General features: G+C 72.3%; 18 protein-coding genes. 8 read left to right on the forward strand and 10 right to left on the reverse strand.

Translation table 11 applies throughout. The features are described 5' to 3' along the window. The first annotated feature begins 164 nt into the window (after positions 1-164). Positions 165-1,424, forward strand: a complete 1,260-nt coding sequence (locus KLI87_RS10985; RefSeq protein WP_156219157.1) for an MFS transporter — start codon at positions 165-167, stop codon at positions 1,422-1,424. A 34-nt stretch (positions 1,425-1,458) separates the two neighbouring features. On the opposite strand, the gene KLI87_RS10990 is transcribed toward KLI87_RS10985, so the two are convergent. The 6 genes from KLI87_RS10990 to KLI87_RS11015 all read right to left on the reverse strand — a co-directional run bounded on the left by KLI87_RS10990 (position 1,459) and on the right by KLI87_RS11015 (position 8,362). Next, a complete protein-coding gene (locus KLI87_RS10990; protein ID WP_156219005.1) occupies positions 1,459-2,460 on the reverse strand; it encodes a LysR family transcriptional regulator in 1,002 nt (333 codons plus the stop codon). A 77-nt stretch (positions 2,461-2,537) separates the two neighbouring features. After that, positions 2,538-3,248, reverse strand: coding sequence for a Crp/Fnr family transcriptional regulator (locus tag KLI87_RS10995; RefSeq protein ID WP_156219006.1), 711 nt, complete (start codon positions 3,246-3,248; stop codon positions 2,538-2,540). 365 nt (positions 3,249-3,613) lie between these two features. Next, entirely contained in the window at positions 3,614-4,534 is a 921-nt protein-coding gene (locus tag KLI87_RS41485; RefSeq protein WP_308165959.1) for a VOC family protein, read from the reverse strand. Between the two features lie 125 nt (positions 4,535-4,659). Next, the gene (locus KLI87_RS11005; protein WP_156219007.1) at positions 4,660-5,430 is read right to left on the reverse strand and encodes a succinate dehydrogenase/fumarate reductase iron-sulfur subunit; all 771 of its coding nucleotides are present in this window, start codon (positions 5,428-5,430) and stop codon (positions 4,660-4,662) included. Next, positions 5,427-7,520, reverse strand: a complete 2,094-nt coding sequence (locus KLI87_RS11010; protein ID WP_214616870.1) for a fumarate reductase/succinate dehydrogenase flavoprotein subunit — start codon at positions 7,518-7,520, stop codon at positions 5,427-5,429. Before KLI87_RS11010 ends, KLI87_RS11005 begins: the two co-directional genes overlap by 4 nt. 11 nt (positions 7,521-7,531) lie before the next feature. After that, positions 7,532-8,362 carry a hypothetical protein gene (locus KLI87_RS11015; RefSeq protein WP_214616871.1) on the reverse strand — a complete coding sequence of 277 codons (831 nt, stop codon included), beginning with the start codon at positions 8,360-8,362 and terminating at the stop codon, positions 7,532-7,534. Between the two features lie 522 nt (positions 8,363-8,884). On the opposite strand from KLI87_RS11015, the gene KLI87_RS11020 reads away from it, so the two are divergent. The 7 genes from KLI87_RS11020 to KLI87_RS11050 all read left to right on the forward strand — a co-directional run bounded on the left by KLI87_RS11020 (position 8,885) and on the right by KLI87_RS11050 (position 18,796). Next, complete coding sequence (locus KLI87_RS11020) at positions 8,885-10,378, forward strand: LCP family protein (protein ID WP_214616872.1); 1,494 nt, start codon at positions 8,885-8,887, stop codon at positions 10,376-10,378. Positions 10,379-10,786: 408 nt separating this feature from the next. Then, on the forward strand, positions 10,787-11,071 hold the full coding sequence (locus KLI87_RS11025) for a DUF4282 domain-containing protein (RefSeq protein ID WP_250903811.1): 285 nt from the start codon (positions 10,787-10,789) through the stop codon (positions 11,069-11,071). A 12-nt stretch (positions 11,072-11,083) separates the two neighbouring features. Further along, positions 11,084-13,570 carry a protein kinase gene (locus KLI87_RS11030; RefSeq protein ID WP_214616873.1) on the forward strand — a complete coding sequence of 829 codons (2,487 nt, stop codon included), beginning with the start codon at positions 11,084-11,086 and terminating at the stop codon, positions 13,568-13,570. Then, entirely contained in the window at positions 13,567-14,715 is a 1,149-nt protein-coding gene (locus KLI87_RS11035) for a response regulator receiver protein (protein WP_214616874.1), read from the forward strand. Before KLI87_RS11030 ends, KLI87_RS11035 begins: the two co-directional genes overlap by 4 nt. A gap of 51 nt (positions 14,716-14,766) precedes the next feature. Continuing rightward, complete coding sequence (locus KLI87_RS11040) at positions 14,767-16,683, forward strand: AAA family ATPase (protein ID WP_214616875.1); 1,917 nt, start codon at positions 14,767-14,769, stop codon at positions 16,681-16,683. Beyond that, complete coding sequence (locus tag KLI87_RS11045; RefSeq protein ID WP_308165960.1) at positions 16,680-17,426, forward strand: 4Fe-4S single cluster domain-containing protein; 747 nt, start codon at positions 16,680-16,682, stop codon at positions 17,424-17,426. The genes KLI87_RS11040 and KLI87_RS11045 overlap by 4 nt, the downstream gene beginning before the upstream one ends. After that, entirely contained in the window at positions 17,414-18,796 is a 1,383-nt protein-coding gene (locus KLI87_RS11050) for an FHA domain-containing protein (RefSeq protein ID WP_214616876.1), read from the forward strand. The genes KLI87_RS11045 and KLI87_RS11050 overlap by 13 nt, the downstream gene beginning before the upstream one ends. 144 nt (positions 18,797-18,940) lie before the next feature. On the opposite strand, the gene ettA is transcribed toward KLI87_RS11050, so the two are convergent. The 4 genes from ettA to KLI87_RS11070 form a co-directional block, all read right to left on the reverse strand. Continuing rightward, complete coding sequence (ettA, locus tag KLI87_RS11055) at positions 18,941-20,605, reverse strand: energy-dependent translational throttle protein EttA (protein ID WP_156217917.1); 1,665 nt, start codon at positions 20,603-20,605, stop codon at positions 18,941-18,943. 312 nt (positions 20,606-20,917) lie between these two features. Beyond that, complete coding sequence (locus KLI87_RS11060; protein ID WP_214616877.1) at positions 20,918-21,571, reverse strand: maleylpyruvate isomerase N-terminal domain-containing protein; 654 nt, start codon at positions 21,569-21,571, stop codon at positions 20,918-20,920. A 1,505-nt stretch (positions 21,572-23,076) separates the two neighbouring features. Then, entirely contained in the window at positions 23,077-24,273 is a 1,197-nt protein-coding gene (locus KLI87_RS11065; protein WP_246249974.1) for a GGDEF domain-containing protein, read from the reverse strand. A gap of 1,731 nt (positions 24,274-26,004) precedes the next feature. Beyond that, the gene (locus tag KLI87_RS11070; protein ID WP_214616878.1) at positions 26,005-26,469 is read right to left on the reverse strand and encodes a single-stranded DNA-binding protein; all 465 of its coding nucleotides are present in this window, start codon (positions 26,467-26,469) and stop codon (positions 26,005-26,007) included. Positions 26,470-26,488 lie beyond the last annotated feature (19 nt).

The raw sequence follows: 26,488 nt of genomic DNA on the forward strand, positions 1-26,488 counted from the left end.
CCTCCCCCCGCCCGTCCCGTTTCGGAAACCGTACCTCGCGGAGCCGATCACCGGGGACCGCACGGGGTCGCGGTTGGCCGGATCCTTCCGGACGTTGGCGATCCCGCCCCTGTCGCCCGCGCGGGAGCGGAGCGCACAGTAGTGCGGTGTCCAGAATCACCCGTATGCACCGCGCCTGGCCGGTGGCGGCCGTCGCGTTCGTGGCGCTCGTCGGCGCGGCCGGCTTCCGGGCCACGCCGGGCGTCCTCATGGTCCCGCTCCAGGACGAGTTCGGCTGGTCGCGCGCCACGACCTCGGCGGCCGTGTCGGTCAACCTCGTCCTGTACGGGCTGACCGCGCCGTTCGCGGCGGCCCTGATGGACCGCTTCGGCGTCCGCCGGGTCACCGCCCTCGCGCTCACGCTCGTCGCGCTGGGCAGCGGGCTGACCGTGTTCATGTCCGCGAGCTGGCAGCTCGTCCTGTGCTGGGGCGTGCTGGTCGGGCTCGGCACCGGGTCGATGGCGATGGTGTTCGCGGCGACGGTCGTGAACCGCTGGTTCACCCGGCACCGCGGCCTCGTCGTCGGCGTCCTGACCGCCGGGGGCGCCGCCGGGCAGCTGGTCTTCCTGCCGCTGCTGGCGTGGCTGGTGGACGAGTCCGGCTGGCGGTCGGCGTCCCTCACGGTGGCGGGCGCCGCGCTGGTCGTGGTGCCGCTGGTCGTGTTCGTCCTGCGCGAGCGCCCCTCGGACGTGGGCCTGCTGCCCTACGGCGCCACCGCCGAGGAACCCGCCCCGCCGCCGAGCGGGGACGCGGCGCGCCGCGCCCTGCGCGCACTCTCCGGCGCGTGGCGGACGAAGGCGTTCTGGCTGCTCGCGGGCGGGTTCTTCATCTGCGGCGCCTCCACGAACGGGCTCGTCGGCACCCACTTCATCCCCGCCGCGCACGACCACGGCATGCACGAGACGACGGCCGCGAGCCTGCTCGCCCTCGTCGGCGTGTTCGACATCGTCGGGACGGTCGCGTCCGGCTGGCTCACCGACCGGCTCGACAGCCGCGTGCTGCTCGCCTGGTACTACGCCCTGCGCGGGCTGTCGCTGCTCACGCTGCCGGTGCTGTTCGCCGACTCGCCGCACCCGAGCATGCTGGTGTTCGTCATCTTCTACGGCCTGGACTGGGTCGCGACCGTCCCGCCCACGATCGCGCTGGCCCGGGAGGTGTTCGGGCCGTCCGCCGGGACGATCGTGTTCGGCTGGGTGTTCACCGCGCACCAGCTCGGCGCCGCCGCCGCGGCCGCGCTCGCGGGCCTGGTCCGCACCTCGCTCGGCTCGTACACGCTGGCGTGGTGGGGCGCGGGGGTGCTGTGCCTGTTCGCCGCCGGGATGTCGATGTCGATCGGACGTCCCTCGGCGGAGCGCCCCAGGGTGCCCGAGCCGAGCAGCGCCTGACCCCCGGCCTCCGGGCGCCCGGCCTCTAGACTAGCTAGGCGTCCACGAGGTTCTCGACCCCGGCCGGGAGGCTGCCCTCCAGGCCCGCCTCGACGAGGAACGCCTCCAGGGTGTCCTGGAACGCGCGTGCGGCGTGGGTCAGGTCGACGTCCTTGCGGTGGGCCAGGGCGACCGTCCGCAGCAGGCCGGGGGCGTGGTGGCCGCGGCGCGGGGGGTCCTCCGCCTCGTCCAGGACGAGCGGCGTCCCGCGCAGGCCGGGACGCCCAGCCAGGACCATGCTGGGGACCACCGCGATGCCGAGCCCCGCCTCCACGAACCGCAGGACGGCGTCCATCTCGCCGCCCTCCACGGCGAACTTGGGCTCGAACCCGGCCGTCCTGCACGCGCTGATCGTCGCCTCGCGCAGGTCGTAGCCCGGACGGAACATCACCAGCGGGCGGTTCCGGAGGTCCTCGATGCGCAGGTGCGACCGCCGCGGCATGTGCGCCGCCCGGGACGGCCGCTCGGACGGCCCCTGACCGGCCGGGGACGCCACCACCAGGTACTCGCGCAGTATCGGGGTCGTGTCCAGCGGCGGATCGCCGTGCAGGGGCAGGATCACCAGGGCCAGGTCCAGCGAGCCCCGGGTCAGCTCCCGGACGAGGTCGCGCGAGCCGCCCTCCTCGACCATCAGCTGGATGCCGGGGTAGGCGTCGTGGAAGCGGCGCAGGACGTCCGCCAGCAGCCCCGCGCACAGGGACGGCGTCGCGCCGAGCCGCACCCGGCCGCGCCTCAGCCCGGCGAGCTCCTGCACCTCCACGCGCGCGGTGTCGACGTCGGCGAGTATGCGCTTGGCCAGCGGAAGCAGCGTCTCACCGGCGGGCGTCAGCGTGATGTTCCCCCGGGCGCGGCTGAACAGCGAGACGTTCAGCTCGGCCTCCAGCGCGCGGATCTGCTTGGACAGCGACGGCTGGGCGACGCGCAGCAACTCGGCGGCCTGGGTGAAGTGGCGTACGTCCGCGACCGCGACGAAGTAGGCGAGCTGCTGCAACTGCATCCTGCACAGGGTACGGGTCGCCCCCGCGCGGGTTCGCGGGCGCCCACCCGTCCAGCCAGTTCAGCGGGGTGCGGCGCTCATCTCGCGTGCCGCTTGAGGGCCTGGAGGTCGTGCACGATGACGCGCCGCCGCCCCGTCTCGATCCAGCCGCGCCGGCGCAGCGTGCGCAGCGCCTTGCTGACCGCCTCCCGCGACGCGCCGACCCAGCCCGCCAGCTCCTCCTGCGACAGGTTGAGCGTGATGCGCACGCTCTGCGGCGCGCCGCCCGCGTTCGCCGCCGCCGACGGGACGCGGTCGTAGGGCACGCCGAACCGCTCGGCCAGCTCCACGAGCCGCTGCGCGACGCGTCCGGTCGCGTCGAACATGCCGAACTCCACCCGCTTGCGGTCGGCGTCGCGCCAGCGCTGGCACAGCATCCGCATGATGAGGATCGAGACGCGGCCGTGCGCCTGCAGGAACGCCCTGAACTCCTCGGCCGTCAGCGCGAGCACCTGTGCCGGTTCCATCGCCGCGACCGTCGCCGAGCGGGGCAGCCCGTCGATCGCGGCGACCTCGCCCAGCAGCGCCCCCGGCCCGCGCACCGCGAGCAGCGCCTCGCCGCCGTGCTCGCGGTAGGAGAACGCCTTGGCCCGCCCCTTGAGCAGGACGGCCACCCAGCTGGAGCGCTCCCCCTCGATGAACAGGGCCTCCCCCCGGTCGAACTCGCGGACGCGGCCACGCGCTTCAAGGTCGGCGCGTTCGGCCGGGGTGAGTTCGGCCAGGAACGAGCCCGGTTCGAGGGCGGTCATGCCACCACGCTAAACGGAACGGATGTTCAGGTGGCACCCGAAGGCGAATCACGAATGGATTACGCGTTGTGTGCATTTCTCCCTATACGCCGTGCCGGAGGTGCACCAGTGTTGGGCCGGGCCTGAGCGGCCACACGGCGGCACAGCGGCCACGGCGTTCATGGGGAACGGCGGTACGGCAGTATGGCGGGCGGCGGTCCGGGGGCACGCCGCCCGTACATATTGCGAGCTCGGCTGCGTTCGTTGCGACCTCGGCCCAGCGTGCTCGCCGGGCGGCTCGCACGCCGACCGTGGTCGTGCGGGTGCGGCATCGCTTCGCGATCTTCCCGGTGGGGCTCGCCTCCGGCGTCGCCCCACCGGTCAGGTCACGCACTCGCGTGACGGCCGGGGTCGCCGTTCTGGCCGTGGTCGCCGTTCTGGCCGGCACCGTGGATCGCCTGGCCCACGCCGTGCAGGTTGCCCTCGGAGTCGCGGAACCAGGCGGCGCGTTCGCCGCGCCCGCCCGCGGAGGGGTAGTTGCCCTCGACCTCGGTGATCCCGTTCACGGTGCGCAGGCCGGGGACGTCCACCTTCTCGAACACCACCCCGCGCCGCCGCAGCTCGGCCACGACCGCGTCGATGTCGTCGACCTCCCACGCGATCTGCGTGTGGTCGCCGGACGGGCGTCCCGCCGACTGGAACAGCGAGAACCCGCCGTCGCGCGTCTCGTAGCGCAGCCCGCCCGGACGGGACTCCACCGGCTCCAGGCCGAGCTTGTCCGCGTAGAAGCGCCGCGCGCGGTCCAGGTCCCGCGCCGGGAGCCGTCCGGAGGCGGACGCGTCGGCGAGCGTCCACACCGTCTCCTCGCGCTCGGCGCCCCGCAGGACCCTGGCGCGCTGGGCGCGTTCCCTGCGGCCGGTCCAGTACGCCTCGGTCAGCTCGATGATCTGGACGTGGTTGCCGTCCGGGTCGACCGCGGTGGCGAACCACAAGCCCACCTCGCGGTACTCCAGCGGGGCCAGCCAGGTCACGTCCATGGAGTCGAGGTGGGCCACGACCGCCCGCGCGTCGGGCACGTGCATGTTCAGGATCACCCGCGCGGGCTCGACCGCCCGGTCGGCGACGTCGTCGCGGCCGTCCACCAGCACGCCCACGCCGCCGAAGTCGAGGAAGCCGTCCATGTCGGCGGTCAGCCCGAACGCCTTCTCATACCAGGCGCGCAGCCGGTCGGGATCGGTGCTGGCCAGCAGCATGCTCCCGAGCCGGGGCACCGCACGCGCCGCCGTCTCCGCCTCTGCCCCTGCCACAGGTCCCCCCTGAGATTGAGTCGTTTCCTATTGAGACTCCCCGCCCCTCCAAAACTCACCGCGCCCGGAGACACGAACGCCTCCCGCCGGTGGACGGCGGGAGGCGTTTCGCCATGTCGGCCAGATCAGGCGGACGGGGTGTCCTGGCCCTTCCTGACGACGCCGAGCTTGCTGCCGAGCCACACCAGCGGGTCGTACCGGCGGCCCACCACCCGCTCCTTCATCGGGATCAGGGCGTTGTCGGTGATCTTGATGTGCTCGGGGCAGACCTCGGTGCAGCACTTGGTGATGTTGCAGAAGCCGAGGCCGTGGTCCTGCTGGGCGATCTCGCGCCGGTCGGCGGCGTCGGCCGGGTGCATCTCCAGCTCCGCGATCCGCATGAGGAAGCGGGGGCCCGCGAACCCGGGCTTGTTCTCCTCGTGGTCACGGATGACGTGGCAGACGTTGTTGCAGAGGAAGCACTCGATGCACTTGCGGAACTCCTGCGAGCGCTCGACGTCCACCTGCTGCATGCGGAACTCGCCCGGCTTGACGTCCCCGGGGTCGAACGAGGGGATCTGCTGGGCCTTCTCGTAGTTGAACGAGACGTCCGTGACGAGGTCGCGGATGACGGGGAACGTGCGGACGGGGGTGACCGTGATGGTCTCGTCCGGCTCGAACGTCGACATCCGCGTCATGCACATCAGCCGCGGCATGCCGTTGACCTCCGCCGAGCACGACCCGCACTTGCCCGCCTTGCAGTTCCAGCGGACGGCGAGGTCGGGCGCCTGCGTGGCCTGGAGCCGGTGGATGATGTCGAGGACGACCTCGCCCTCGTTCACCTCGACCTTGTAGTCCTTGAGCTCCCCGGCGCCGTCGTCCCCGCGCCAGACCCGGAAACTGGCCTCGTAGCTCATCGGTCGCCCTCCTCGTTGTCCTCGCCGCCGCCCTCGACCGCGCCGGCGGCGGTCGCGCCGCCCTTCGGAGCGGCCGCCTGCCCGCCGTCCCCGGCCTCGCCCGCGTCCGGTCGCGCACCGGCGTCCCCGGCGGCCTCCTCGGCCGTCTCAGCGCCTCCGGCGGCCTCCTCCGCCACGGGCCCGCCGGCGCCGGGCAGCTCACCGTCGGTGAGGTACTTCTTCAGCTCGTCGGTCTCGAACAGCCCGATCAGGTCGTCCCGCATGGGCTCCATCGGCTGCCGCCTCAGCTCGACCCTCGGCGCGGACCCGTCACCTGTCAGGCGGCAGACGAGGTTCACTTTGCGCCACTCCGGCGACATCACCGGGTAGTCGTCGCGGGTGTGGCCGCCGCGGCTCTCCTGCCGCTCCAGCGCCGCCTTGGCGATCGCCTCCGACACCAGCAGCATGTTGCGCAGGTCGAGCGCGAGGTGCCAGCCGGGGTGGTAGCCGCGCCCGTCGTTCACCGCGACGGGCTCGACGCTGACGTTGGCGACCCGCTCGCGGAACTTCTCCAGCCCCTCTATGGCCTGCGCCAGCTCCTCTTCCTTGCGGATGATGCCGACGAGGTCGTTCATCATCTGCTGGAGCTCGGCGTGGACGGTGTAGGGGTTCTCCCCGCCCTTGCGCTCGAACGGGGCCATCGCCTCCCGCTCGGCGGCCTCGACCACCTCGGCGGAGACCGGCGGGCGCTCCGCGAGCGCGTCGACGTACTCCGACGCGCCGAGCCCGGCGCGCCGTCCGAACACCAGCAGGTCGGTCAGCGAGTTGCCGCCGAGCCGGTTGGAGCCGTGCATGCCGCCCGCGACCTCGCCCGCCGCGAACAGACCGGGCACGAGCGCCGCCGCCGTGTCGGGGTCGACCTCGACGCCGCCCATCACGTAGTGGCAGGTCGGGCCGACCTCCATGGCCTCCTTGGTGATGTCGACGTCCGCCAGCTCCTTGAACTGGTGGTGCATCGAGGGCAGCCGTTTGACGATCTCGGCCGCGCCGCCCGGCATCCGGTCGACGACGGTGAGGAACACGCCGCCGTGCGGGGACCCGCGGCCGGCCTTGACCTCGGAGTTGATCGCGCGGGCGACCTCGTCGCGGGGCAGCAGCTCGGGGGGCCGCTTGTTGTTGTCGGGGTCGTCGTACCAGCGGTCGCCCTCCTCCTCGGAGGTCGCGTACTGGGACTTGAACACCTCCGGGATGTACTCGAACATGAAGCGCTTGCCGTCGGAGTTCTTCAGCACGCCCCGGTCGCCGCGCACCGACTCGGTGACCAGCAGGCCCTTGACCGACGGCGGCCACACCATCCCGGTGGGGTGGAACTGCACGAACTCCATGTTGAGCAGCGTCGCGCCCGCGAGCATCGCGAGCGAGTGCCCGTCCCCGGTGTACTCCCAGGAGTTCGACGTCACCTTGAACGCCTTGCCGATGCCGCCCGTGGCGAGCACCACGGCGGGCGCCTCGAACACCACGAACCTGCCGGTCTCGCGGACGTAGGCGAACGCGCCGCAGATGCGGTCGCCGTCCTTCAGCAGCCGCGTGACGGTCGTCTCGGCCCACACCTTGAGGCGGGCGTCGTAGTCGCCGTGCTCGCGGTGGTCCTCCTGCTGGAGCGCCACGATCTTCTGCTGGGCGGTGCGGATCAGCTCCAGGCCGGTCCGGTCGCCGACGTGCGCCAGCCGCGGGTACTCGTGCCCGCCGAAGTTCCGCTGGCTGATCTTGCCGTCCTTGGTGCGGTCGAACAGCGCGCCCCAGTGCTCCAGCTCCCAGACGCGGTCGGGCGCCTCCTTGGCGTGCAGCTCGGCCATCCGCCAGTTGTTGAGGAACTTGCCGCCGCGCATGGTGTCGCGGAAGTGCACCTGCCAGTTGTCGTTGGGGTTGACGTTCCCCATCGCCGCGGCGGCGCCGCCCTCGGCCATCACCGTGTGCGCCTTGCCGAACAGCGACTTGGAGATGATCGCCGTCTTCTTGCCCTGGAGGCGGGCCTCGATCGCCGCCCGCAGCCCGGCGCCGCCGGCGCCGATCACCACGACGTCGTAGGCGTGCCTCTCGATCTCAGTCATGATCCTCGGCCTCAGTTGAAGATGCGCGGGTCGGAGATGGTGCCGCCGGCCACCAGCGCGACGTACAGGTCGGCCACCACCAGCGAGCCCAGCGTGATCAGGGCGTAGGTGCCGTGCCGCTGGTTGATCTTGGACACCCAGCCCCACATCCGGTAGCGGAAGGGGTGCTTGGAGAAGTTCTTCAACCGCCCGCCGACGATGTGCCGGCACGAGTGGCACGACAGGGTGTACAGCCACAGCAGCACCACGTTGGCGACCAGGATGACCGTGCCGAGCCCGATGCCGAACCCGCCGTCCTCGCCGTGGAAGGCGCGGACCGCGTCCCAGGTGTTGACGAGGGAGATGAGGACGGCGGCCAGCCAGAAGTAGCGGTGCAGGTTCTGCCCGACCAGCGGGAAGCGCCGCTCACCGGTGTACTTGCTGTGCGGCTCCCGCACGGCGCACGCCGACGGCGCCGCCCAGAACGACCGGTAGTAGGCCTTGCGGTAGTAGTAGCAGGTCAGCCGGAACAGCAGCAGGAACGGCAGCGAGATCGCCGCGAACGGGATGAAGCCCCGCGTCCCGGACGGGAGGAACGTCCCGAACTCCGCCGCGTCGCCCGTGTGGCCGTCCACGGTGACGCCGTTGCAGATCTCGTTGAAGCAGGGCGAGTAGAACGGCGTCAGGTAGTGGTACTGCGGGACGTAGAAGGCGGACCCCCAGAACGCCCGGACGGTCGCGTACACCACCCACGCCGTGAAGATCACGAACGTGGTGACGGGATAGAGGCGCCAGTTGTCCTTCCGGAGCGTGCGGTCCTTGATCTGGGCGCGCGACTTGACCGGCGCCTCCACTGTGCTCATCGATCGCTCTCCTGAGCTCGGGTCGTCGTGTACCCGTACCTCGGTCCGAGCGCACTCATGCGGTCGTCGCGTGCGGCCGTCGCGCCTAGGCCGGAGGCCCTGCCGCATGCGGGCGGTGACGCCTCGTGTGCGCTTCCAGCGAAGCGACCCTACGCCAACGGCGCGGCACTGTGACACACATAACAGCCACACCCCTCTGTGACCCTGACCACAGACTTTAGGCCCGAAAACCCCCTGCGGCACGGCCGGGCTTCCATAACCAGTTGTTATGGCGCAGGGGAATCGAGACGAGCACACGAAAGCATGGCCCGCCTCGTCCGCCGGAGGCGCTAGGCCGGACGCGGGGCCGGCTACGCAGGGGCATCATCGGCTCGGACGGGAACCACGATTTCCGGACGTGTGTCAACACTTCGGGCCGAGCACGCATCCAACGGATGGGGATCCCGTCCGCACGGCCCCCGGGGGACCTCCCCAGCCGACGACCGCACGCCCTCGACAGGGCCCTGCCCGAGACGGGACCGGATGAGCGACGAAGACACCGGCCGCGACGACCTCGCAGGGGACGGCCAGGCGGCCGAAGAGTCCGCGGGCGGCGACGAGGCGACCGACGACGAGGCGACCGCCCCCGTGTCCGAGGACGCGGCGCCGAAGCGCGGCCGGACGCGCAGGCGGAGGATCCTGCGGTGGACCGCGGTCGGCACGGCCGTGGCGGTGCTCGCCGCCGGCGCGGGCGCGGTCGTCCTGTACCGGGACCTGGTCGGCGGCATCGAGCAGAAGCACGTGGGCGGGCAGCTCGGGGCGAACCGTCCGAAGAAGCTCAACAAGAGCCTCAACATCCTGCTGCTCGGGTCGGACACGCGCGAGGGCGACAACGCCCGCTACGGCGCGGCCGCCGGGCTGACCGGGGCGCGCTCGGACACGGCGATCCTGCTGCACCTGTCGCCGAACCGCGACCAGGCGGTCGGGATCAGCTTCCCGCGCGACTCGATGGTGAGGATCCCCGAGTGCGAGAAGGAGAAGGGCGGCAGGGTCCCGTCGCAGTTCGGGATGCTGAACGCCGCGTTCGCCTACGCGGGGCCGTCCTGCACCTGGAAGACGCTGGAGTCGCTGACCGGCATCCACATCGACCACTTCGTCCAGATCGACTTCTCCGGGTTCAAGCGGATGGTGGACGCGCTGGGCGGCGTGGAGATCTGCGTCGACCGCCCGGTCGACGACCCGCGCGCCGAACTGCACCTGAACGCGGGCAAGCAGACGGTCAAGGGCGAGGCCGCGCTCGGGTACGTCCGGGCCCGCTACTCGCTCGGCGACGGCTCCGACCTGGAACGCATCGAGCGGCAGCAGCGGTTCATGGCGGCGGTGGTCGACAAGGCCACCAGCGGGTCGGTGCTCACCGACCCCGCCAAGACCTACAAGTTCCTCAAGGCCGCCACGAAGTCGATGACCACCGACGACGAGCTGGACCTGTCCGCGATGCGCAGGCTCGCGGACGGCCTCAAGGGCATGAGCGCCGGGCAGGTCCGGTTCGTGACGGTGCCGGTCGAGGGGTACGCGCCCGACCCCAACCGCGTCCAGTGGGACATGGAACGGGCCAGGCCCCTGTTCTCCGCGATCCAGCACGACGACGACCTGCCCGCCGAACCGGCCGCCCCGGCCAGGCCCGAGCGCAGGCCGCCCGCGCCGCGCGAGGTCAAGGTGTCCGTGGTGGACGCGGGCGGCGACGCCAAGCTCATCGCGGACCTCGTCCAGCGCCTCGGCGAGCGCGGCTTCGACGTGGGGAAGAAGGTGGAGAAGGGCCCGGCGTCCGCCGAGAGCAGGATCGTCTACGCCCCGTCCGAGGAACTGCGGGCCTCGACGCTGGCCAGGGCCTTGCCCGACGCGCTCCTCTCCCCCAACGGCGCCGCTCCCAAGGACGGAGTGCGGCTCGTCATCGGGCGCGGCGGCGCCCGCCTCGCCCCGCCCGCCCTGAAGGTCACCGGAGGCGTCAAGGCGGGGCGCCCGAACCCCTGCGCGTAAGGGCGGGCGACCCGGTCCCCGGCCGGCCCCGCTAGGCGCGTTCCAGGCTCTAGAGTCTTCCTGTAGGCGGAGAGTCTTCCTGTAGGCGGCCCCACCCTGGAGACGACGGCGATGACACATCCTTCGGACCCCGGTTACCCACCGCGCCCACCCGGGCCCGGCCCCCAGGGAGACCCCTACGCACCGCCCCCGCGCCAGGGCCCCGCCCCCGACCCCCGAGCCTCCGGCCCCCACCCCACAGGCCCTCACAACACGGGCCCTCACAACACGGGTCCTTGGCCGCAGGGGCCCCCACCGGGTCCGCACGGCGCCCCTCCGGGTCCGCCCGGGCCGGCGGGGCCGATGGGCCCGCCGAACCAGCCACCGCAGGGCTGGGCGCCGCCTCCGGGCGGCCCCCGCGGGAAGGGGTTGTTCGGAGCGCTCTTCGACACCAACTTCGACCACATGGTCACCGCCCAGATGATCAAGATCATCTATCGGCTGGCGCTGGCCCTGATCACCCTGTTCGCCCTGGTGATGGCGTGGTACGGGGTCGCGTTCCTCGAATGGAACCAGGCGCTCGGGATCGGCACGCTCCTCGCCACCCCCATCGTGTGGATGTTCCAGCTGCTCACGGTGCGGATGGCGCTGGAGTTCCTGATCAACCAGTTCAAGATCAGCGAATATCTGCGGATCATCAAGGACAAGAGCTAGACGGGCGGGCCGGTGACAGACGACGTCGGCGGGACGGGGAACGGCGGGGGGCTTCCCCCGCGCGAGACGCGGCGCGACGCGGGGGTGACGCGGCGCGACCAGTGGGTTCCGGCGCCGCGCGGCGAGACGCCCCCGACCGGCGGGACGCGGCGGGAGGGCGGCCCTCCCGGCGAGTCGCTGCTGCGGTTGCCGGCGGCACTGGCCGAGCGGTACACGGCGGTCGCGGAGCTGCCCGTCCAGGGCGCGGAGTCCGACCTGCTCCTGGTCAGGGAGGCGCACGCGCCGGAGGACTCCGCCGAGTACGTCGTGAAGATCTTCCGGCGCGGCTACCGCGCCGACCGCGAGGTGTGGGCGAAGCTGCCCGCGCTCGACTCCCCCAACGTCCTGCGGATCCTGGAGACCGGCCACGCGGACGGGCGGGACTACGAGGTCACCGCGTACGCGCCGGACGGGAACCTGCGCGGGCTGATGGAGGGGGCGCGGCCGCCCGCGGAGGCGGCCGAGATCGCGGCGCAGCTCGCGGCCGGGCTGTCGGCGCTGCACCGGGCGGGCATCGTGCACCGCGACCTGAAGCCGGAGAACGTCCTGGTCCTCGGCACGGCCCCGCTGCGGCTGGCGATCGCCGACTTCGGGCTGAGCAAGGTGCTCGACCAGAGCGTGGTGTTCGCCTCGTCCTCGCGGACGCTGGCCTACGCGGCGCCGGAGTCGCTGTCGGGGCAGGTGTCGCCCGCCCGCGACTGGTGGTCGCTCGGCATGATCGTCCGGGAGCTGGCGACGGGGCGGGCGCCGTTCCTCGGGCTCAGCGAGACCGTGGTGGTCGACCATCTCGCGACGCGGCCGGTGACGGCCGACGACGTCGCCGACCCGCGGCTGCGGCTGCTGTGCCGGGGCCTGCTCGCGCGCGATCCGCGCCGCCGCTGGACGGGCGCCCAGGTCACCGAGTGGCTCGACGGCGGTTCGCCGCCGGTGGCCGAGGAGACCTCGGCCGCCTCCGCTCCCCCCGGCACCGGCCTGCCGTTCAGGGGTCGCCGCTACTCCGACCGCGCCGAGCTGGCGCGCGCGCTCGTCGACGAGTGGGAGCACGCCGCGCCCTACTTCTTCGGACGCGGCGAGTCCGGTGAGGCGTGGCGCGCGCTGCGCGACTGGCTCGCCGGCCTCCCCGACGACGACGGGCGCATCGACCTCGTCGACGGCCATCTGGCCACCCGCCTGCCGCCGGACGTGAAGCTGCTGCACCTGGTCCGGTGGCTGGATCCGGGTCTCCCGCCGCACTTCCTCGGACGGCGGGTGACGGCGGACGACCTGCCCGCGCTCGCCGCGCTGGCCACCGACCACCGGCACCCCGACCACCGCACGGCCTGCCTGCTCGGCCGGGAGCTGTGGGAGCAGGACCTGCTGCCCGTCCTGGCCGGGTTCGAGGGGGGCGGCGACCTGGCGCGCATCGACGGCCAGTGGCGCGCGCACGTGGCGGCGTGGAACGACCTGGCCCGCTGGCTGCGCGCCCAGGACGCGGCGCCGCCCGGCCTCGCGCCCCGCCTCCCCGACGCGGGCACCCGCCGGGACGAGGCCGTGCGGGTCGCGGGCGGGCGCCCTCCGGGCCCGTCCGACGACCCGCCGGTGGTGCTGCTCACCCTGCTCGCGCTCGCGGCGCGCCCGGCCGAGACGCACCGGCTGCTGGCCGAGGCGGCGGCCCACGCCCGCGAGGCCGTTTCCGAGCCGGTGCCGTGGTTCGACTGGCTGGCCGACGGCGCGGGCGACGACCCGCTGCGCCTGTTCGCGGTGACGCGGGCGGTGCCGGAGGCGGTCCTGGAGACCGAGAACCGGGCCCGGCGGCAGGACGCGGACCGGCGGCGCGACGAGGCGCTGCGCGCGCGGTGGGCGGAGCGGGAGCGCGAGCGCCTCGCCGGACGCGGCGCGGCGATGGTCCGGGCCGCGCTCTGGACGGTCCCCCTGCTCGTGTTCTGGCTGCTCGGCGGCGCGGTCGTCAACGCCCTGTTCGGCGGCGGGGGCGAGGACAGGGGGACCTCGTCCGTCGGCGTCCACGTCCAGCGGTCGTCGTGGCTGTCGTTCGGGCTCCTCGCCGTGCTGTCCGTCCTCGCGTGGGCGGTGCACTGCGGCGCCGAGGTGCTGCTGGCGCGCGCGCAGGGCAAGGACTACCTCCCCTACGGGCCGTGGTCGTCGATCTCCAAGGCGCTCGGCGCGTCCGGCCGGGGGCTGTCCAAGGCGTCCCGGACGATGTCGGGCGCCGCGCAGCGCGGCGGGCGGCGCGGCTGCGGCATGACGCTCCTCGCCGTGACGGTCCCGCTGCTGATCCTGCTGCTGCTGTTCGGGGCGCTGTCCTCCATCGCGGGCGTGCTGTGGGTGCTGGTGCTCGTCGCGGTCCCCGCCGCGCACGCCGCCGCGGCCGGGCTGCGCCTGCACCGCTGGCGCGAGTCCCGCGCCCCCTCCGCCGGCCCGGCGCACCGGCACGACCCCACGTACCCCGGAGGAGCAGCATGAGCAGCGGCGTCGAGGCCGACATCGCGCTGGACGCGGCCGTGATCCTCACGCTCGGCATGAACCGCGTCCTCGGACGCGGCGCGGGCCTGGCCGGGCGCGGCGCGGAGGCCCTCGCCGCGCTCGCCACCGGGCGGGCCGAGGCGCGCGCCGCCGCGCTCGCCGAGGTCGAGACCCACGAGCGCGCCCTGCGCGAGGTCGTCGAGCGCAACGCCCGGATCGCCGCGCTCGCCGAGACCCGCGCCAAGATCGGCGCGGACGCGGCGCTGCCCGAGCCGCTCCGGCCGGAGGAGCACCAGACCCCCGAGGAGCTGGCCGCCTGGTGCGCCGCGCTCGACCCCGTCCTGGACGAGGCGGAGCGCGCCCTCTCCGAGCACCTCGCCGCCCAGGTCACGGCGCAGATCTTCACGGTCCCCGCGGCCGGGTTGCAGGCCGACACCGGTCAGCGCGGCCCCGAGCGGGGCGCGTCACCCGTCCCGCGCGTCCAAGACGACGTGCAGGGGACACTCGAACGGATCATGACGCGGCTGCTGCCCGACGCGGCCGAGGGCGAGCGGCGCGCGGTCGCCGACGCGGCGCGGTTGCTCGCCGGGACCGGCACCGCCGAGGAGGCCGAGGCGGTCCTCCAGGAGGTGCGGCTGCGCATCCGGGACGCCAACCGCCGCACCGAGGAGCGGCGCGAGCGGGAGCGGCGGCGCGCGGCCGAGCGGGACGCCGCCGAGCAGGCCGAGGCCGAGCGCCGCTACGTCCTCGACTCGATCACCACGGCGTTCGAGGACATGGGGTATGAGGTGGCGCCCGGGTTCGAGACGCTGACCGCCGACGGCGGCGCGCTGGTCCTGACCAAGGGCGGCTGGCCCGAGCACAGCGTGAAGATGCGGGTCGACGACGCGGCGCACGTACGCGCCGCGATGGTCCGCGAGACGCCCGCCGAGAGCGAGGACGACCGGCGTGTCGACGCCGAGCGCGAGCGCGAGTGGTGCGAGGCGTTCGAGGCCGCGCGGACCCGTCTCGCCGCGGCCGGGATACGGTCGCAGGTGGCCTGGCGGCTGGAGCCGGGCGTGCGTGAGCTGCCGGTTTCCGAGCGGCCACGGCAGACTGGGGGGCGTGCCGAGCGGCGCGAACGCCGCCGGGAGCGGGGCCGGTGACGGGTCCCGCGGCCGGTGTGGGAAAGGCGGGAACGGAGTGGAGCGAGCCTGATGAGCATTGATTCGCCGACCCTCGGCGGGCGGTTGCAGGGCTGGCCGCCGTTCATCCGCGAGCTGGACGCGACGCTCTCGGTCCACTCCCAGTACGTGCTGTCGGGCAACCTCTACGACAGCTTCCTCGCGCCGCCGCAGGAGGTCGTCGGGCCCGCCCGGCTGCTGCCGCTGCGCGGGCTGCTGTGGGAGACGCTGCGCTCCAGCGGCGCGTCCTGCATGATCGTGTACGACCCGGTGGACGGCGTGCAGGTCTACCCCGACACCGGCGACGAGATCGCCGAGGAGGCGGAGCGGTCGGCCGACCGGCTGCTCGGCAAGCGCGGCCGGGACGAGAAGCCCTCGCTGGAGGCGCTGACCCGCCAGCTGGAGGCGGTGGCGCGGCCCACGGAGAACATCCGCGCCGCGTTCGTGATCGACTCGGCGTCGCGGATCGCCCGCACCCCGACCGACCTGGAGCCCGCCGAGCGCGACTTCTTCCGGTTCTGCGCGAAGCTGTCGCGGACGGCGCGCCCGGTCCGGGTGCCGGGGGCGCGGCCGAAGCCGCTCTACAACCCGGTGCTGTGGCTGGTGGAGCGGCCGGGCGACCTGCCGCCGTGGCTCACCACCGACAACGAGAACATCCGCGAGATCACGATCCCGCGCCCGCACCTCGGCGACCGGCAGGAGACCGCGCGGCTGCTGGCCCGCGCGTTCGGGGTCACCGACGTCGGCACCGACGAGGCCGCCGCGGCGGCCTGCGACGCGTTCGCCGAGCAGGCCGACGGCCTGACGCTCCAGTCGATGATCGAGGTGACCCGGCTGGCGAAGGAGCGCAACGTCGACCTCGCCGACCTGCCCGACGCCGTCCGGACCTACAAGCTCGGCGTCCTGGACAACCCGTGGAGCCGGGGGCACCTGCGGCGGCGCGTGCTGGAGGGCGAGAAGCGCGTCCCCGAGCGGGTGATCGGGCAGCCGCAGGCCGTCACCAAGACCCTCGACATCCTCAAGCGGGCCGTGCTCGGGCTGTCGGGCGCGCAGGCGACCCGGTCGGGCAGCCGCCCGCGCGGCGTGCTGTTCTTCGCCGGGCCGACCGGCACCGGCAAGACCGAGCTGGCCAAGGCGATCACCGAGCTGGTGTTCGGCGACGAGTCGGCCTACCTGCGCTTCGACATGAGCGAGTTCTCCGCCGAGGGCTCCGGCGACCGGCTGATCGGGTCGCCGCCCGGATACGTCGGGCACGAGGCGGGCGGGGAGCTGACCAACGCCGTCCGCGAGGACCCGTTCCGCGTCATGCTGTTCGACGAGATCGAGAAGGCGCACCCCCGGATCCTCGACAAGTTCCTCCAGATCCTGGAGGACGGGCGGCTCACCGACGGGCGCGGCAACACCGTCCACTTCTCCGAGTCGATCCTGATCTTCACCTCGAACCTCGGGATGTACGTCCCCGGGCGCGACCTCACGACCCGTGACGGCGCCTTCTCCCCCGGTGCCGGCCGTGTGCAGAACATCACGCCCGGGATGACCTACGACGAGGTCGAGCAGCGGATCAAGGACGCCGTCGCCGACCACTTCACCGAGGTCCTGAACCGGCCGGAGCTGCTCAACCGGTTCGGCGACAACATCGTCGTGTTCGACTTCATCTCCGCCGACGCCGCGCACAAGATCTTCGACCTCCAGTTCGCGAACATCTGCAAGCGGGTCGCCGAGGAGCACCGGCTGGTGCTGGCGGTGAAGGGCGACGCGCTCCAGACGCTCCGCGGGTGGTGCACCGACGAGCTGGACAAGGGCGGCCGCGGCATCGGCATGGCCCTGGAGTCGCACTTCGTCAACCCGCTGGCGCGCGCGCTGTTCGACCGCGAACTCGTCCCGGACGAGCGGGTCACCGTGTACGGGATCCGGCGCGAGGGCAGCATCGTCCATCTGGAAATCCAGTGAGCGACATCACGTCCCGCGATGCCGCGTCCGGGGAGCGGCTGCGGCTCGCCAAGGCGCATTATCCGGTGACCACGCTCGGTCCCGGGACGCGCGCCGGCATCTGGGTGCAGGGCTGCACGCTGCACTGCCACGGGTGCCTCTCCCGCGACACCTGGGACGCCGATCCCGGCAAGGAGGTGCCGGTCGAGGCCGTCCTCGGATGGCTGAGATCACTGCCCGGACCGGTCGACGGCGTGACGATCTCGGGGGGCGAGCCGTTCCAGCAGCCGTCCGCGCTGGCGGCGCTGCTGCGCGGCGTCCGCGCGTGGCGGGACGACCATCATCATGAGACGATTGGGTTGGACATATTGGTCTACAGCGGATATGTCTACTCTCGGCTCTCGCGGAGCGCGGCGACGCGGGAGATCCTCGGCATGTGTGACGCCGTGATCACGGGGCCGTACGTCGACCGGCTCAACCCGGGAGGACGACACTCCGAGAGTGGCTCTCTACTCTGGAGGGGGTCGGCGAACCAGCGCGTCGTGCCGTTGTCCCCGCTGGGACGCGAGCGGTACGGGGCACTGGCCGGTATCGGAGAGACTAGGGACGAGGCAGGGCCCCGGGTTCAGGTGTCCGTGGACGAGGGGCCGGAGGGAAGGCGGGTGTACTACATCGGGATCCCGCGAAGGGGTGACATGGAGCACCTCACGTCGAGGCTCGAACGCGCCGGGGTGCGCGCGGGGGAAGTGTCATGGCGACCTTGAACTGTCCTATCTGTGACGAACCGTTCCAGCCGGGCGATCTGCTCTGCCTGAGCTGCGGGGCCAACCTGGCGCGCGCCGGGGCCGGCCAGCAGCACGGGCAGCACGCCCAGGGCGGGTACGGCCAGCACGGCGGCCCTCAGCACGGCGCCCCCCAGCACGGGGCTCCCCAGCACGGCGCTCCCCAGCACGGCGCCCCGCAGTACGGCGCGCCTCAGCAGGGGGCCCCGCAGTACGGCGGCCCCCAGGGCGCGCCCCAGCACGGGGCTCCCCAGCACGGCGCCCCGCAGCATGGGGCGCCGCAGCACGGGCAGCCGTACCAGCCTCCCCAGCACTCGCACGACCCCTACCAGCAGCAGGCGCCCCAGCAGCAGGCACCGCCCGACTACGGGCAGCCGCAGCAGAGCCAGCCGATGTCCCAGCCCGACCCGTGGGCCCAGCAAGGGCAGCAGCAACAGCAGCAGGACCCGTGGGGTTCGCCCATGCAGCAGGGTCCTCCGCAGCAGCAGGGCCCGCCCGACTACGGCCAGCCGCAGCAGCAGGCCCAACCGGACTACGGCCAGCCCGACTACGGGCAACCCGACTACGGGCAACCTGACTACGGCCAGCACGCGGGCCAGCAGGGCGGCCAGTACGGGGGGCCGCAGGGCGGGCAGCCCGCGCAGCACCAGCAGCAGCCCTCGGCGGACCCGTGGTCCTCGCCGCCCCCCGGCCAGCAGGCCCCGGGGCAGCAGCAGCCCGACCAGTGGGGCATGCCGCAGCAGCAGGCGCCCGACCAGTACCAGCAGCAGCCCGAGCAGCACCAGTACGCGCCGCCGGACCAGTACGGCCAGCCGCAGCCCGGCCCCGGCGGGCCCGGTGGTCCGGGCGGGCCCGGGGGTCCCGGCGACCACCAGTTCGGGGCCCCGCCGTCGCACCAGCACGAGCCGCAGGCACCGATGCAGTCGCGGCCGCAGCCGCCGAGCGACAGCACGGCGTTCATGTGCCCGTACTGCGAGGCCGTCCTGACCAACCCGGGCGCCGCGCAGTGCGACACGTGCCTGCGCCCGCTGCCGCAGAAGGGGACGCCGGTCCTGCGGGTCCAGTTCCCGACGGGCGAGCTGAAGGTCTCGGTGGGGCAGCACCTCGTGCTCGGCCGGGACGCGGGCCAGTCGCCCGTGGCGGCCACGTTCACGCAGTACGACAACGTGTCGCGGCGCCACTCGACGGTCTGGCTCGACCCGTCCGGCACCGCCTGGGTCCGCGACGAGGGCTCCACCAACGGGACGTTCGTCAACGGCGAGCGCCTCCCCCGCGGCGTGGAGGCGCCCCTGCGCGACGGCGACCAGCTCCGGCTGGCGGCCGACGTGACCGGAACCGTCCAGCTCAACTGAGGCCGGAACGAACCACGACGGCGGCGGGCCCGGGGGGGACCCCCGCCCCCCCCCGTTACCCCCCGCGAAAACCCCCCCCCCCCCACCACCACCACCCCGGCGGGGTCACCCCCGGGGGGTGGACCCACGGCCGTCCGAGGCGGACTAGTCGCGGGTGAGCTTGCGGTGCGTGACCCGGTGCGGACGGGCGGCGTCGGCGCCGAGACGCTCGATCTTGTTCTTCTCGTAGTCGGCGAAGTTGCCCTCGAACCAGAACCAGTTCGAGCCCTCCTCCCACGCGAGGATGTGCGTGGCGATCCGGTCGAGGAACCACCGGTCGTGCGAGGTGATCACGGCGCAGCCGGGGAACTCCAGCAGGGCGTTCTCCAGGCTCGACAGGGTCTCGGTGTCGAGGTCGTTGGTGGGCTCGTCCAGCAGCAGGACATTGCCGCCCTGCTTGAGCGTCATCGCCAGGTTGAGCCGGTTGCGCTCGCCGCCCGACAGCACCCCGGACGGCTTCTGCTGGTCGGGCCCCTTGAACCCGAACGCCGCGACATAGGCGCGGGAGGGCATCTCGACCTGGCCCACGTTGATGTGGTCGAGCCCGTCCGACACGACCTGCCAGACCGTCTTCTTCGGGTCGATGCCGCCGCGTCCCTGGTCGACGTAGGAGACCTGCACGGTCTCGCCGAGCCGCAGCTCACCGCCGTCCGGCTGCTCCTCGCCGACGATCATCCGGAACAGCGTGGTCTTGCCGACGCCGTTCGGACCGATCACGCCGACGATGCCGTTCGGCGGCAGGTTGAAGGACAGGTCGTCCATCAGAAGGCGGTCGTCGAAGCCCTTGGTCAGCTTGTCGGCCACGATCACCGTGTTGCCCAGGCGCGGGCCCGGCGGGATCTGGATCTCCTCGAAGTCCAGCTTGCGGGTCTTGGCGGCCTCCGCCGCCATCTCCTCGTACCGCTCCAGGCGGGCCTTGGACTTGGTCTGCCGCGCCTTGGGGTTCGACCGGACCCACTCCAGCTCGTCCTGGAGGCGCTTCTTGCGCTTGGCGTCCTTGTTGCCCTCGACCTTCAGCCGGTCGGCCTTCTTCTCTAGGTAGGTGGAGTAGTTACCCTCGTAAGGAAAGCAGCGGCCCCGGTCCAGCTCCAGGATCCAGGTGGCCACGTTGTCGAGGAAGTACCGGTCGTGGGTGACGGCCAGGACGGTCCCCTCGTACTTGGCGAGGAACTGCTCCAGCCACTGCACGCTCTCGGCGTCCAGGTGGTTGGTGGGCTCGTCCAGCAGCAGCAGGTCGGGCGCCTCCAGCAGCAGCTTGCACAGCGCGACCCGCCGGCGCTCACCCCCCGACAGCTTGGTCACCTCGGCGTCGCCCGGAGGGCAGCGCAGCGCGTCCATCGCCTGTTCGAGCTGGCTCTGGAGGTCCCAGGCGTTGCGATGGTCGAGCTGCTCCTGCAGCTTGCCCATCTCCTCCATCAGCTCGTCGGAGTAGTCCGTCGCCATCTTCTCGGCGATCTCGTTGAACCGGTCGACCATCGCCTTGGTCTCGGCGACGCCCTCCTCCACGTTCCCGAGGACGGTCTTCTCCTCGTTCAGCGGCGGCTCCTGCTGCAGCATCCCGACGGTGAAGCCCGGCATCAGCCGCGCGTCGCCGTTGGACGGCTGCTCCAGACCGGCCATCATCCGCAGCAGCGTCGACTTACCGGTGCCGTTCGGCCCCAGGACGCCGATCTTGGCGCCCGGCAGAAAGTGCAGGGTGACGTCGTCCAGGACGACCTTGTCTCCATGTGCCTTGCGCACGCGCTGCATCGTGTAGATGTACTCGGCCATATTCACAAGGGTAGGGGGTCCACGGCACCGTTTCGCCGCAGTTCCCCTCCCCACCCGCCACGACGTCCCCTCAGCCGACCACCCCGCAAATCCCACCCCCACCACAGGCCCCCGCCCCCACCCAGGCGCAGCGGAGGACCCTCGGCGGCAACTCGCTGGCGGCTCACCCCGCACCGCATCGAACAGCGGCGCGGGGCGAAGGAACGGCCGCCCGCGAACCGGACCCAGCGCCGTCGTCCCGGCCCGGAACATCGTTGGGGCACCCACACAGCGGCACCGAACTCCCGGACGGGACGAGCGCGGCCGGGCACGTCAGCCCAGCACGAAGGGAATCCGCGCGGCCAGCTCGCCGAGCGCGGCCTTCTCCTCCTCCGTCGGCGGACGGCGCCCGGTCCCGATCCGCAGGGCGTCGGTGTCGGAGAACGTCGCCGGAATGGACACTCCGGCGATCTTCTCCAGGGACGCGCGAGCGGCGGCGAGGGTCTCGGCGGGCGGTTCGGCTGCCGAGGGAAGGTTCACGATCAGGTCGAGGTGGTGCAGCGTCCATTCCATGACGTAGGCGGACAGGTAGTCCCCGGTCGTCAGCACCTTGTCCTGGGTGCTGACGCGGACTTCTGGATCGGCGAGGTCGGCGGCACGTCCGGCGGCGGAGCCGATGTCGTCGAAGTGGAACTTGAGCCACCTCGGCTCGCCGTAGGCGGCGGCCAGCCGGGGGATCAGCGCGTCCAGCGGGTCCTCACCGGTCGGAGGATCGACGAGGTCCCAGTAGGTGGCCGCGTCCACGGTCGGCTCGGCGTCGGTGGGGGTGACCAGCGTGATCAGGACGTCCTGCGCGTCGATGATCAGGTGGCACACCAGGTCCCGCACAAGCCACCCGGAACAGCCGGACGGCCGCTCCCAGTCCTCCCCGGAAAGGTCGTCGACCGCCGCGCGCAATGCCGTCCAAGAACGTGAGAAGAGGTCCACTTCGGCAACGTAATGCCGCACCAGAACACCGAACAACCGAATTAGCCCACCCCACACACCCCCTCCCGGCGAGTCGCGACGCCAACCAGCTAAAACCACAGAACGTGGCAGGCAACCGAGCCCGACACACTCATAACGCCCCCACAGCCCCACCTGCACCGAGCCGCTCTCAGGTGACGCGGGTCGAAGACCCGGCACCCGCACCCGCTCCGCCAGTCCGGGGCCGTCCCCGGCGGTAAACGGGGTGCGGCGCGCGGCGGATGTGGTGCCCGGGGCCGGGGCCCCAGCGCAGGGGCGCCAGCAAGTGCCGCCGCGAGAACCGCCCGGAGCGGACGACTGCGACGTCCAGCAAACGCGTCCCACATCACGCAGCGAGGACCGCACCTCGGACTATCCAAGCTCGACAGCTCCGACGTCCAGCAACGCCCCACCCGCGCGGCAAGTGCCGCAGCTCAGCGAGGGGCACCCGGCCGCCCAGGCCATTCGCCGTCTCTTTCCCTGCCGGGCTACTCAACCCGCGCAGACCAGGCGCAGCCCGTCCAGCGCCCCGGCATGCGCCCCGTGAGCCCCGTGAGCCGCGTGACCTGCGTGAGCTGCGCGGTGCCGCCGTTCACCCGGCGCCCAGCGAAGGGACCGGCCGCGCCCTTCAGGCGGCTGCGAATCACCTCAAGGGCACCGTGGGGGCACACCGACTACGAGGGCACCTACCCACCATGGAAGCGCTCTGTCATGGGGAGCGCCCCGCCATAGAAGCGCCCACTGTGGGAGCGCCCGCCGTGAGAGCGCCCACCGTGGAGAGGACCCGCCGTGAGAGCACCCGCCATGGAGAGGACCCGCCATGGAGAGGACCCGCCGCGAGACCCGGCCGTGGGGCACCCGCCACAGGCGCCCGTCGGGGGGGACCCGCCGTGGAGGCCCGCCGTGAGAGCGCCCACCGTGGGAGCACCCGCCGTGAAGAGGACCCGCCGTGGCAGCGCCCACCGTGGAGGGGACCCGCCGCGAGGCCCGGCCATGGGGCACCCGCCACAGGCGCCCGTCGGTGGGGGGACCCGCCATAGGCCCCCGCCGGTGGGGGGACCCGCTGTGGGGGACCCGCCGTGGGGACCCGCGTGGGCGCTCGGGTCGTGGGGCTGCTTGCAGCCTGTGTCGCGTCTGTGCCCAGGGCGCGATTGTCTGGTCAGGGTGCGGGGTGGGCTGAGCGCAGCTGCTTGGGGGCCGGCCAACTTCGGGTTGTCCCTCGGTGATGGCCGGGCCGCGGCGTTCAGTGGCCACAGCCACGGCCATCTCCCTGGGGACTGGGGTCGTACGGGTCGTACGGCAGTCGCTAGGACCGCCAGGGTGGAGTGCCTTAGCTCGCAGAAGCCGAGGAGAGTAGTTGGTTATCGGATAGCAGTTGTGGTCGGGGGCGTAATGGTTGTCGGGGGTCGAGTTGTGGAGGGGGGCGGGTGGGGTTGGGTTGCGCTGCTTGGTCGTTGCGGCTGATGCCGGGGGTGGTTATCGGGGGGTTACTTGCCGGGTGCCTTGGGGCCCTCCAGGGCGGGGAGACAGACGCGGTCGCGGCCGGACGCCTTCGCTCGGTAGAGCGCCAGGTCGGCGGCGGCCATGAGTTCTATGAGGTCTTCTCCGTGCGTCCGGTACAGGGAGACGCCGATGGACACCGTGACGACGACCGTTCCATCCTCGGTGGGCACGGCCAGCCTGCGCACCCGGCCACGGAGGCGTTCGGCCACCCGGCATGCCTCGACGGTGTCGGTGCCCGGTAGCAGGGCGACGAACTCCTCTCCTCCGAACCGTCCGACCAGGTCGTAGTCGCGTAGCTGGTGGTCCAGTGTGTTGGCCACGCCGACCAGCACCTCGTCGCCGATCAGGTGTCCGTGGGTGTCGTTCACGCGCTTGAAGTGGTCGATGTCGATCAGCAGCACCGCGAGGGGGTCGTGGGTGCGCAGCGCTCGGGCCAGTTCCGTGGCGGCCTCCCGTTGCCAGGCCGCCGCGTTGAGCAGGCCGGTCTTGGCGTCCGTCCTCGCGGCGGCCTGGAGTTGCTGGTGCATCAGGCTGCGTTGCAGCAGCATCACGGGCGGCAGCGCCAGGAGGAGAAGGCCCAGTGTCAGCGAACTCGTGATCGCCACGAGGATGCCGACGCACAGGTCCACCACGTCCAGCAGCAGGCTCTCGCGTGTCCACAGGACGTCCCGCCAGCGGCTCTCCGGGTTGGCGGCATGTGCGGCAACCGCCACCAGCACCGTGTTCACCACCGTGAACAGGGCCGCGCAGCCGACCGCCGCCGGCACTCCGGGGTAGACGTCCACGACCCAGCCCGGCGCCGCGTCCAGCGGATCCTTCACGACGAGGTGGAACACCACCGACGCACACGCCCCCGCGATGCCGAGCGCCGAGGCGACGAGCACCCGGCGGTGGACGAGCGTCCGGAGCACGCGGAACTGCAACAGCGCCTGGAGCGGAATCGGCATCAGCAGCGCGTACAACGGGGGCAGCAGCAGCGCCACCGGCAGCCACCAGGCCGACAGCAGGTCACGGCCGACACCAGCCGGAATGCCCAGCCGCCGCGTCGCCTCGATGCACACCGCACCGCAGGCCAGCAGCGCAACGAACGTCAGTAAGTCATCGACCTCCGGAGAAGTGGTGACGAGCCCAGCGATGATCAGCCCCGCGTGGACGGCGACCACGGCCGGCACGTAGATCATGAGCAGGGACCTGCGCCCTGGGAACGTACGGCGCCGGGGCCTGTGGGCCAGTTCCCCACCACGGTCCTCGGCGGACGACTGCACTGCCGTCATCCTTCCCCCTTACGCGCATCACGTTGTGTAACACAATAGTTGCGACGTGTGCGGAGTGGGCAGGAAACCAGTACGTTCGAGAGCGCACATGAGGGTGACCGTTCAGGCAACCTCCTCCAGGCCAAGGGGCTTGTTAGGACCGGGCTTCGACGGCTTGGCGCGCAGTAAGGGGTTGCCTTCATGCGCGGATTTCGCCGGATTCGTACCTGTCATGGCCACTCGGGGCCCATGATCCAGTCGAGGCGGATTCGGGCAGCTCGTTCTTGTTCTGGGCGTCCGGACGGTAGAACTTCGGCACCTGGGCGAGGCCCTGTTGTCACCGAGCCGCCGCATCGCCAGCGCCGGCATCCCGGGACCAGCGTCGCGACGCGGCACTCGCGGCGCCGGTGCTTCGACGCCGCCGGGCGGGGCCGCGCGGTCGGCGGGCGAGCTGGTCGCCGCCGCCGCGGGCAGCGCCTTCGCCAGCCCGCCGACCGTGGCGGACGTGCCGGTGACGGTCGCCACTGGGCGCCATGGCGGGTGCCTAGTGCAGGTGTCTAGGGCAGGTGCACGGGGTGTCGCATGCCCAGCCCCTGTCCGCGCGAGCCGCCGCCTCAGGGCCCGCTGGTACCGCCTCCCCTCCCTTCGCCGATCGATCTATGGGAATGCTTCGGAGCCCACCTGGCGGCCCCCGTCAGGTGGGGCCCACCTGACGGGCCCCACCTGACGGACCCCACCTGACCGTCCCCGCCTAACGTCCCCGACGGCCCTGGCCTCAGGGCCCCGCCTGATGGGCTTGCCCAGGCGGGCCCGACCTGACTTCCCTGAAGGCCTGGCCTCTCCAGCCCTGGCCTCACATGTCTGACGGCCTGGCCTCACGAGCCCGTCAGGCGATGAGAACCTGACGGCCCGGACGGGTCTCATGCGCCTGACGGGCCTCATCGGCCCGACGGACCTGGCCTCACGGCCTCACAAACCCGACCTTATGGGCCTAGAAGACCGCGAGAACCTGACCGCCCCGACGAGTCCCATACGCCTGACGGGCCTATTCGGCCCGAGGGACCTGGCCTCACAGCCTCCTACGCCCCGGCCTCCTGGGCCCAGAAGGCCGTGAGGACCTGACCGCCCCGACCGGCCTCACCAACCCGACGGGCCCGAACTCACAGCCTCACAAGCCCAGCCTCATGGACCCAGAAGACCGCGAGAACCTGACCACCCCGACAGGCCTCATACGCCTGACGGGCCTATTCGGCCCGAAGAGACCTGGCCTCACAGCCTCCTACGCCCCGGCCTCCTGGGCCCGGAAGGCCGTGAGGACCTTGACGACCCCCCGACTGGCCCCATCAGCCCGACGGACCCGGACTCACGGCCTCACAAATCCGACCTCATGGGCCTAGAAGACCGCGAGAACCTGACCGCCCCGATGGGTCTCATGCGCCTGACGGGCCTGGCCTCACGGCCTTACGAACCCGACCTTGGGGGCCGGAGGGCCGTGAGAATCTGACGGCTTCGATGGGGCTCGTGGGCCTTACTGGCTCGTTGGACCTGGCCTAACGGGCCCGGTCCAAGGGGGGCCTGAACCATGGTCGTGGCGAGGCTGGGTTTTGGGTGCTGGGTTGGTTCGGGTGGCTTTCTTGTGTGGGGGTTGTGGGCGGGGGTTCAGGCCGCTTTCTCTGTTTCGCTTTCGGTGACGGGTGTCAAGGCCCACTGGTCGGCCACTTCTCGGGCCTGCTGGCGGTCTTCCTCGGTCAGCGCTCCGCCGCGCTGGACGGGACGGAAGTCGGCGGTGCCCCGGCTCAGGTCGTGGCCGACGGTGGTGGCCTCGATCTCTGCGGAGAAGCGCCACTGGCCGTCGCGTTCGTACTGGCGGATGCGGAGGCGGCCGGTGACCAGGACGGGGTGCCCGCGCTGGAACTCGGAGGCGTTGACGTTGTCCGCCAGGCCGCGCCAGCAGTTGACGGTGACGAACAGGGTGTCGACGTCCTGCCACTGGCCGGTCTCGCGGTCGTAGCGGCGCGGCGTGCAGCCCACCCTGATCGACAGGAACGAAGTGCCGTTGGTCGTCACGGTGTAGTAGGGCTCGGCGGCGATCCAGCCGATGATCGTGATGTGCGCTTCGTTCATGGGTTCCTCCGTTGTTGCT

It is taken from the genome of Actinomadura sp. NEAU-AAG7 (genome assembly GCF_018603865.1).
GTDB classification, from domain to species: Bacteria; Actinomycetota; Actinomycetes; order Streptosporangiales; family Streptosporangiaceae; genus Spirillospora; species Spirillospora litoris.

Excerpts from the sequence above, each read along its gene's own strand:
- KLI87_RS10985 (WP_156219157.1), top strand. The coding sequence starts at position 165 with ATGCACCGCGCCTGGCCGGTGGCGGCCGTCGCGTTCGTGGCGCTCGTC.
- KLI87_RS10990 (WP_156219005.1), bottom strand. The coding sequence starts at position 2,460 with ATGCAGTTGCAGCAGCTCGCCTACTTCGTCGCGGTCGCGGACGTACGC.
- KLI87_RS10995 (WP_156219006.1), bottom strand. The coding sequence starts at position 3,248 with ATGACCGCCCTCGAACCGGGCTCGTTCCTGGCCGAACTCACCCCGGCC.
- KLI87_RS11005 (WP_156219007.1), bottom strand. The coding sequence starts at position 5,430 with ATGAGCTACGAGGCCAGTTTCCGGGTCTGGCGCGGGGACGACGGCGCC.
- KLI87_RS11010 (WP_214616870.1), bottom strand. The coding sequence starts at position 7,520 with ATGACTGAGATCGAGAGGCACGCCTACGACGTCGTGGTGATCGGCGCC.
- KLI87_RS11015 (WP_214616871.1), bottom strand. The coding sequence starts at position 8,362 with ATGAGCACAGTGGAGGCGCCGGTCAAGTCGCGCGCCCAGATCAAGGAC.
- KLI87_RS11020 (WP_214616872.1), top strand. The coding sequence starts at position 8,885 with ATGAGCGACGAAGACACCGGCCGCGACGACCTCGCAGGGGACGGCCAG.
- KLI87_RS11035 (WP_214616874.1), top strand. The coding sequence starts at position 13,567 with ATGAGCAGCGGCGTCGAGGCCGACATCGCGCTGGACGCGGCCGTGATC.
- KLI87_RS11040 (WP_214616875.1), top strand. The coding sequence starts at position 14,767 with ATGAGCATTGATTCGCCGACCCTCGGCGGGCGGTTGCAGGGCTGGCCG.
- KLI87_RS11050 (WP_214616876.1), top strand. The coding sequence starts at position 17,414 with ATGGCGACCTTGAACTGTCCTATCTGTGACGAACCGTTCCAGCCGGGC.
- ettA (WP_156217917.1), bottom strand. The coding sequence starts at position 20,605 with ATGGCCGAGTACATCTACACGATGCAGCGCGTGCGCAAGGCACATGGA.
- KLI87_RS11065 (WP_246249974.1), bottom strand. The coding sequence starts at position 24,273 with ATGATCTACGTGCCGGCCGTGGTCGCCGTCCACGCGGGGCTGATCATC.
- KLI87_RS11070 (WP_214616878.1), bottom strand. The coding sequence starts at position 26,469 with ATGAACGAAGCGCACATCACGATCATCGGCTGGATCGCCGCCGAGCCC.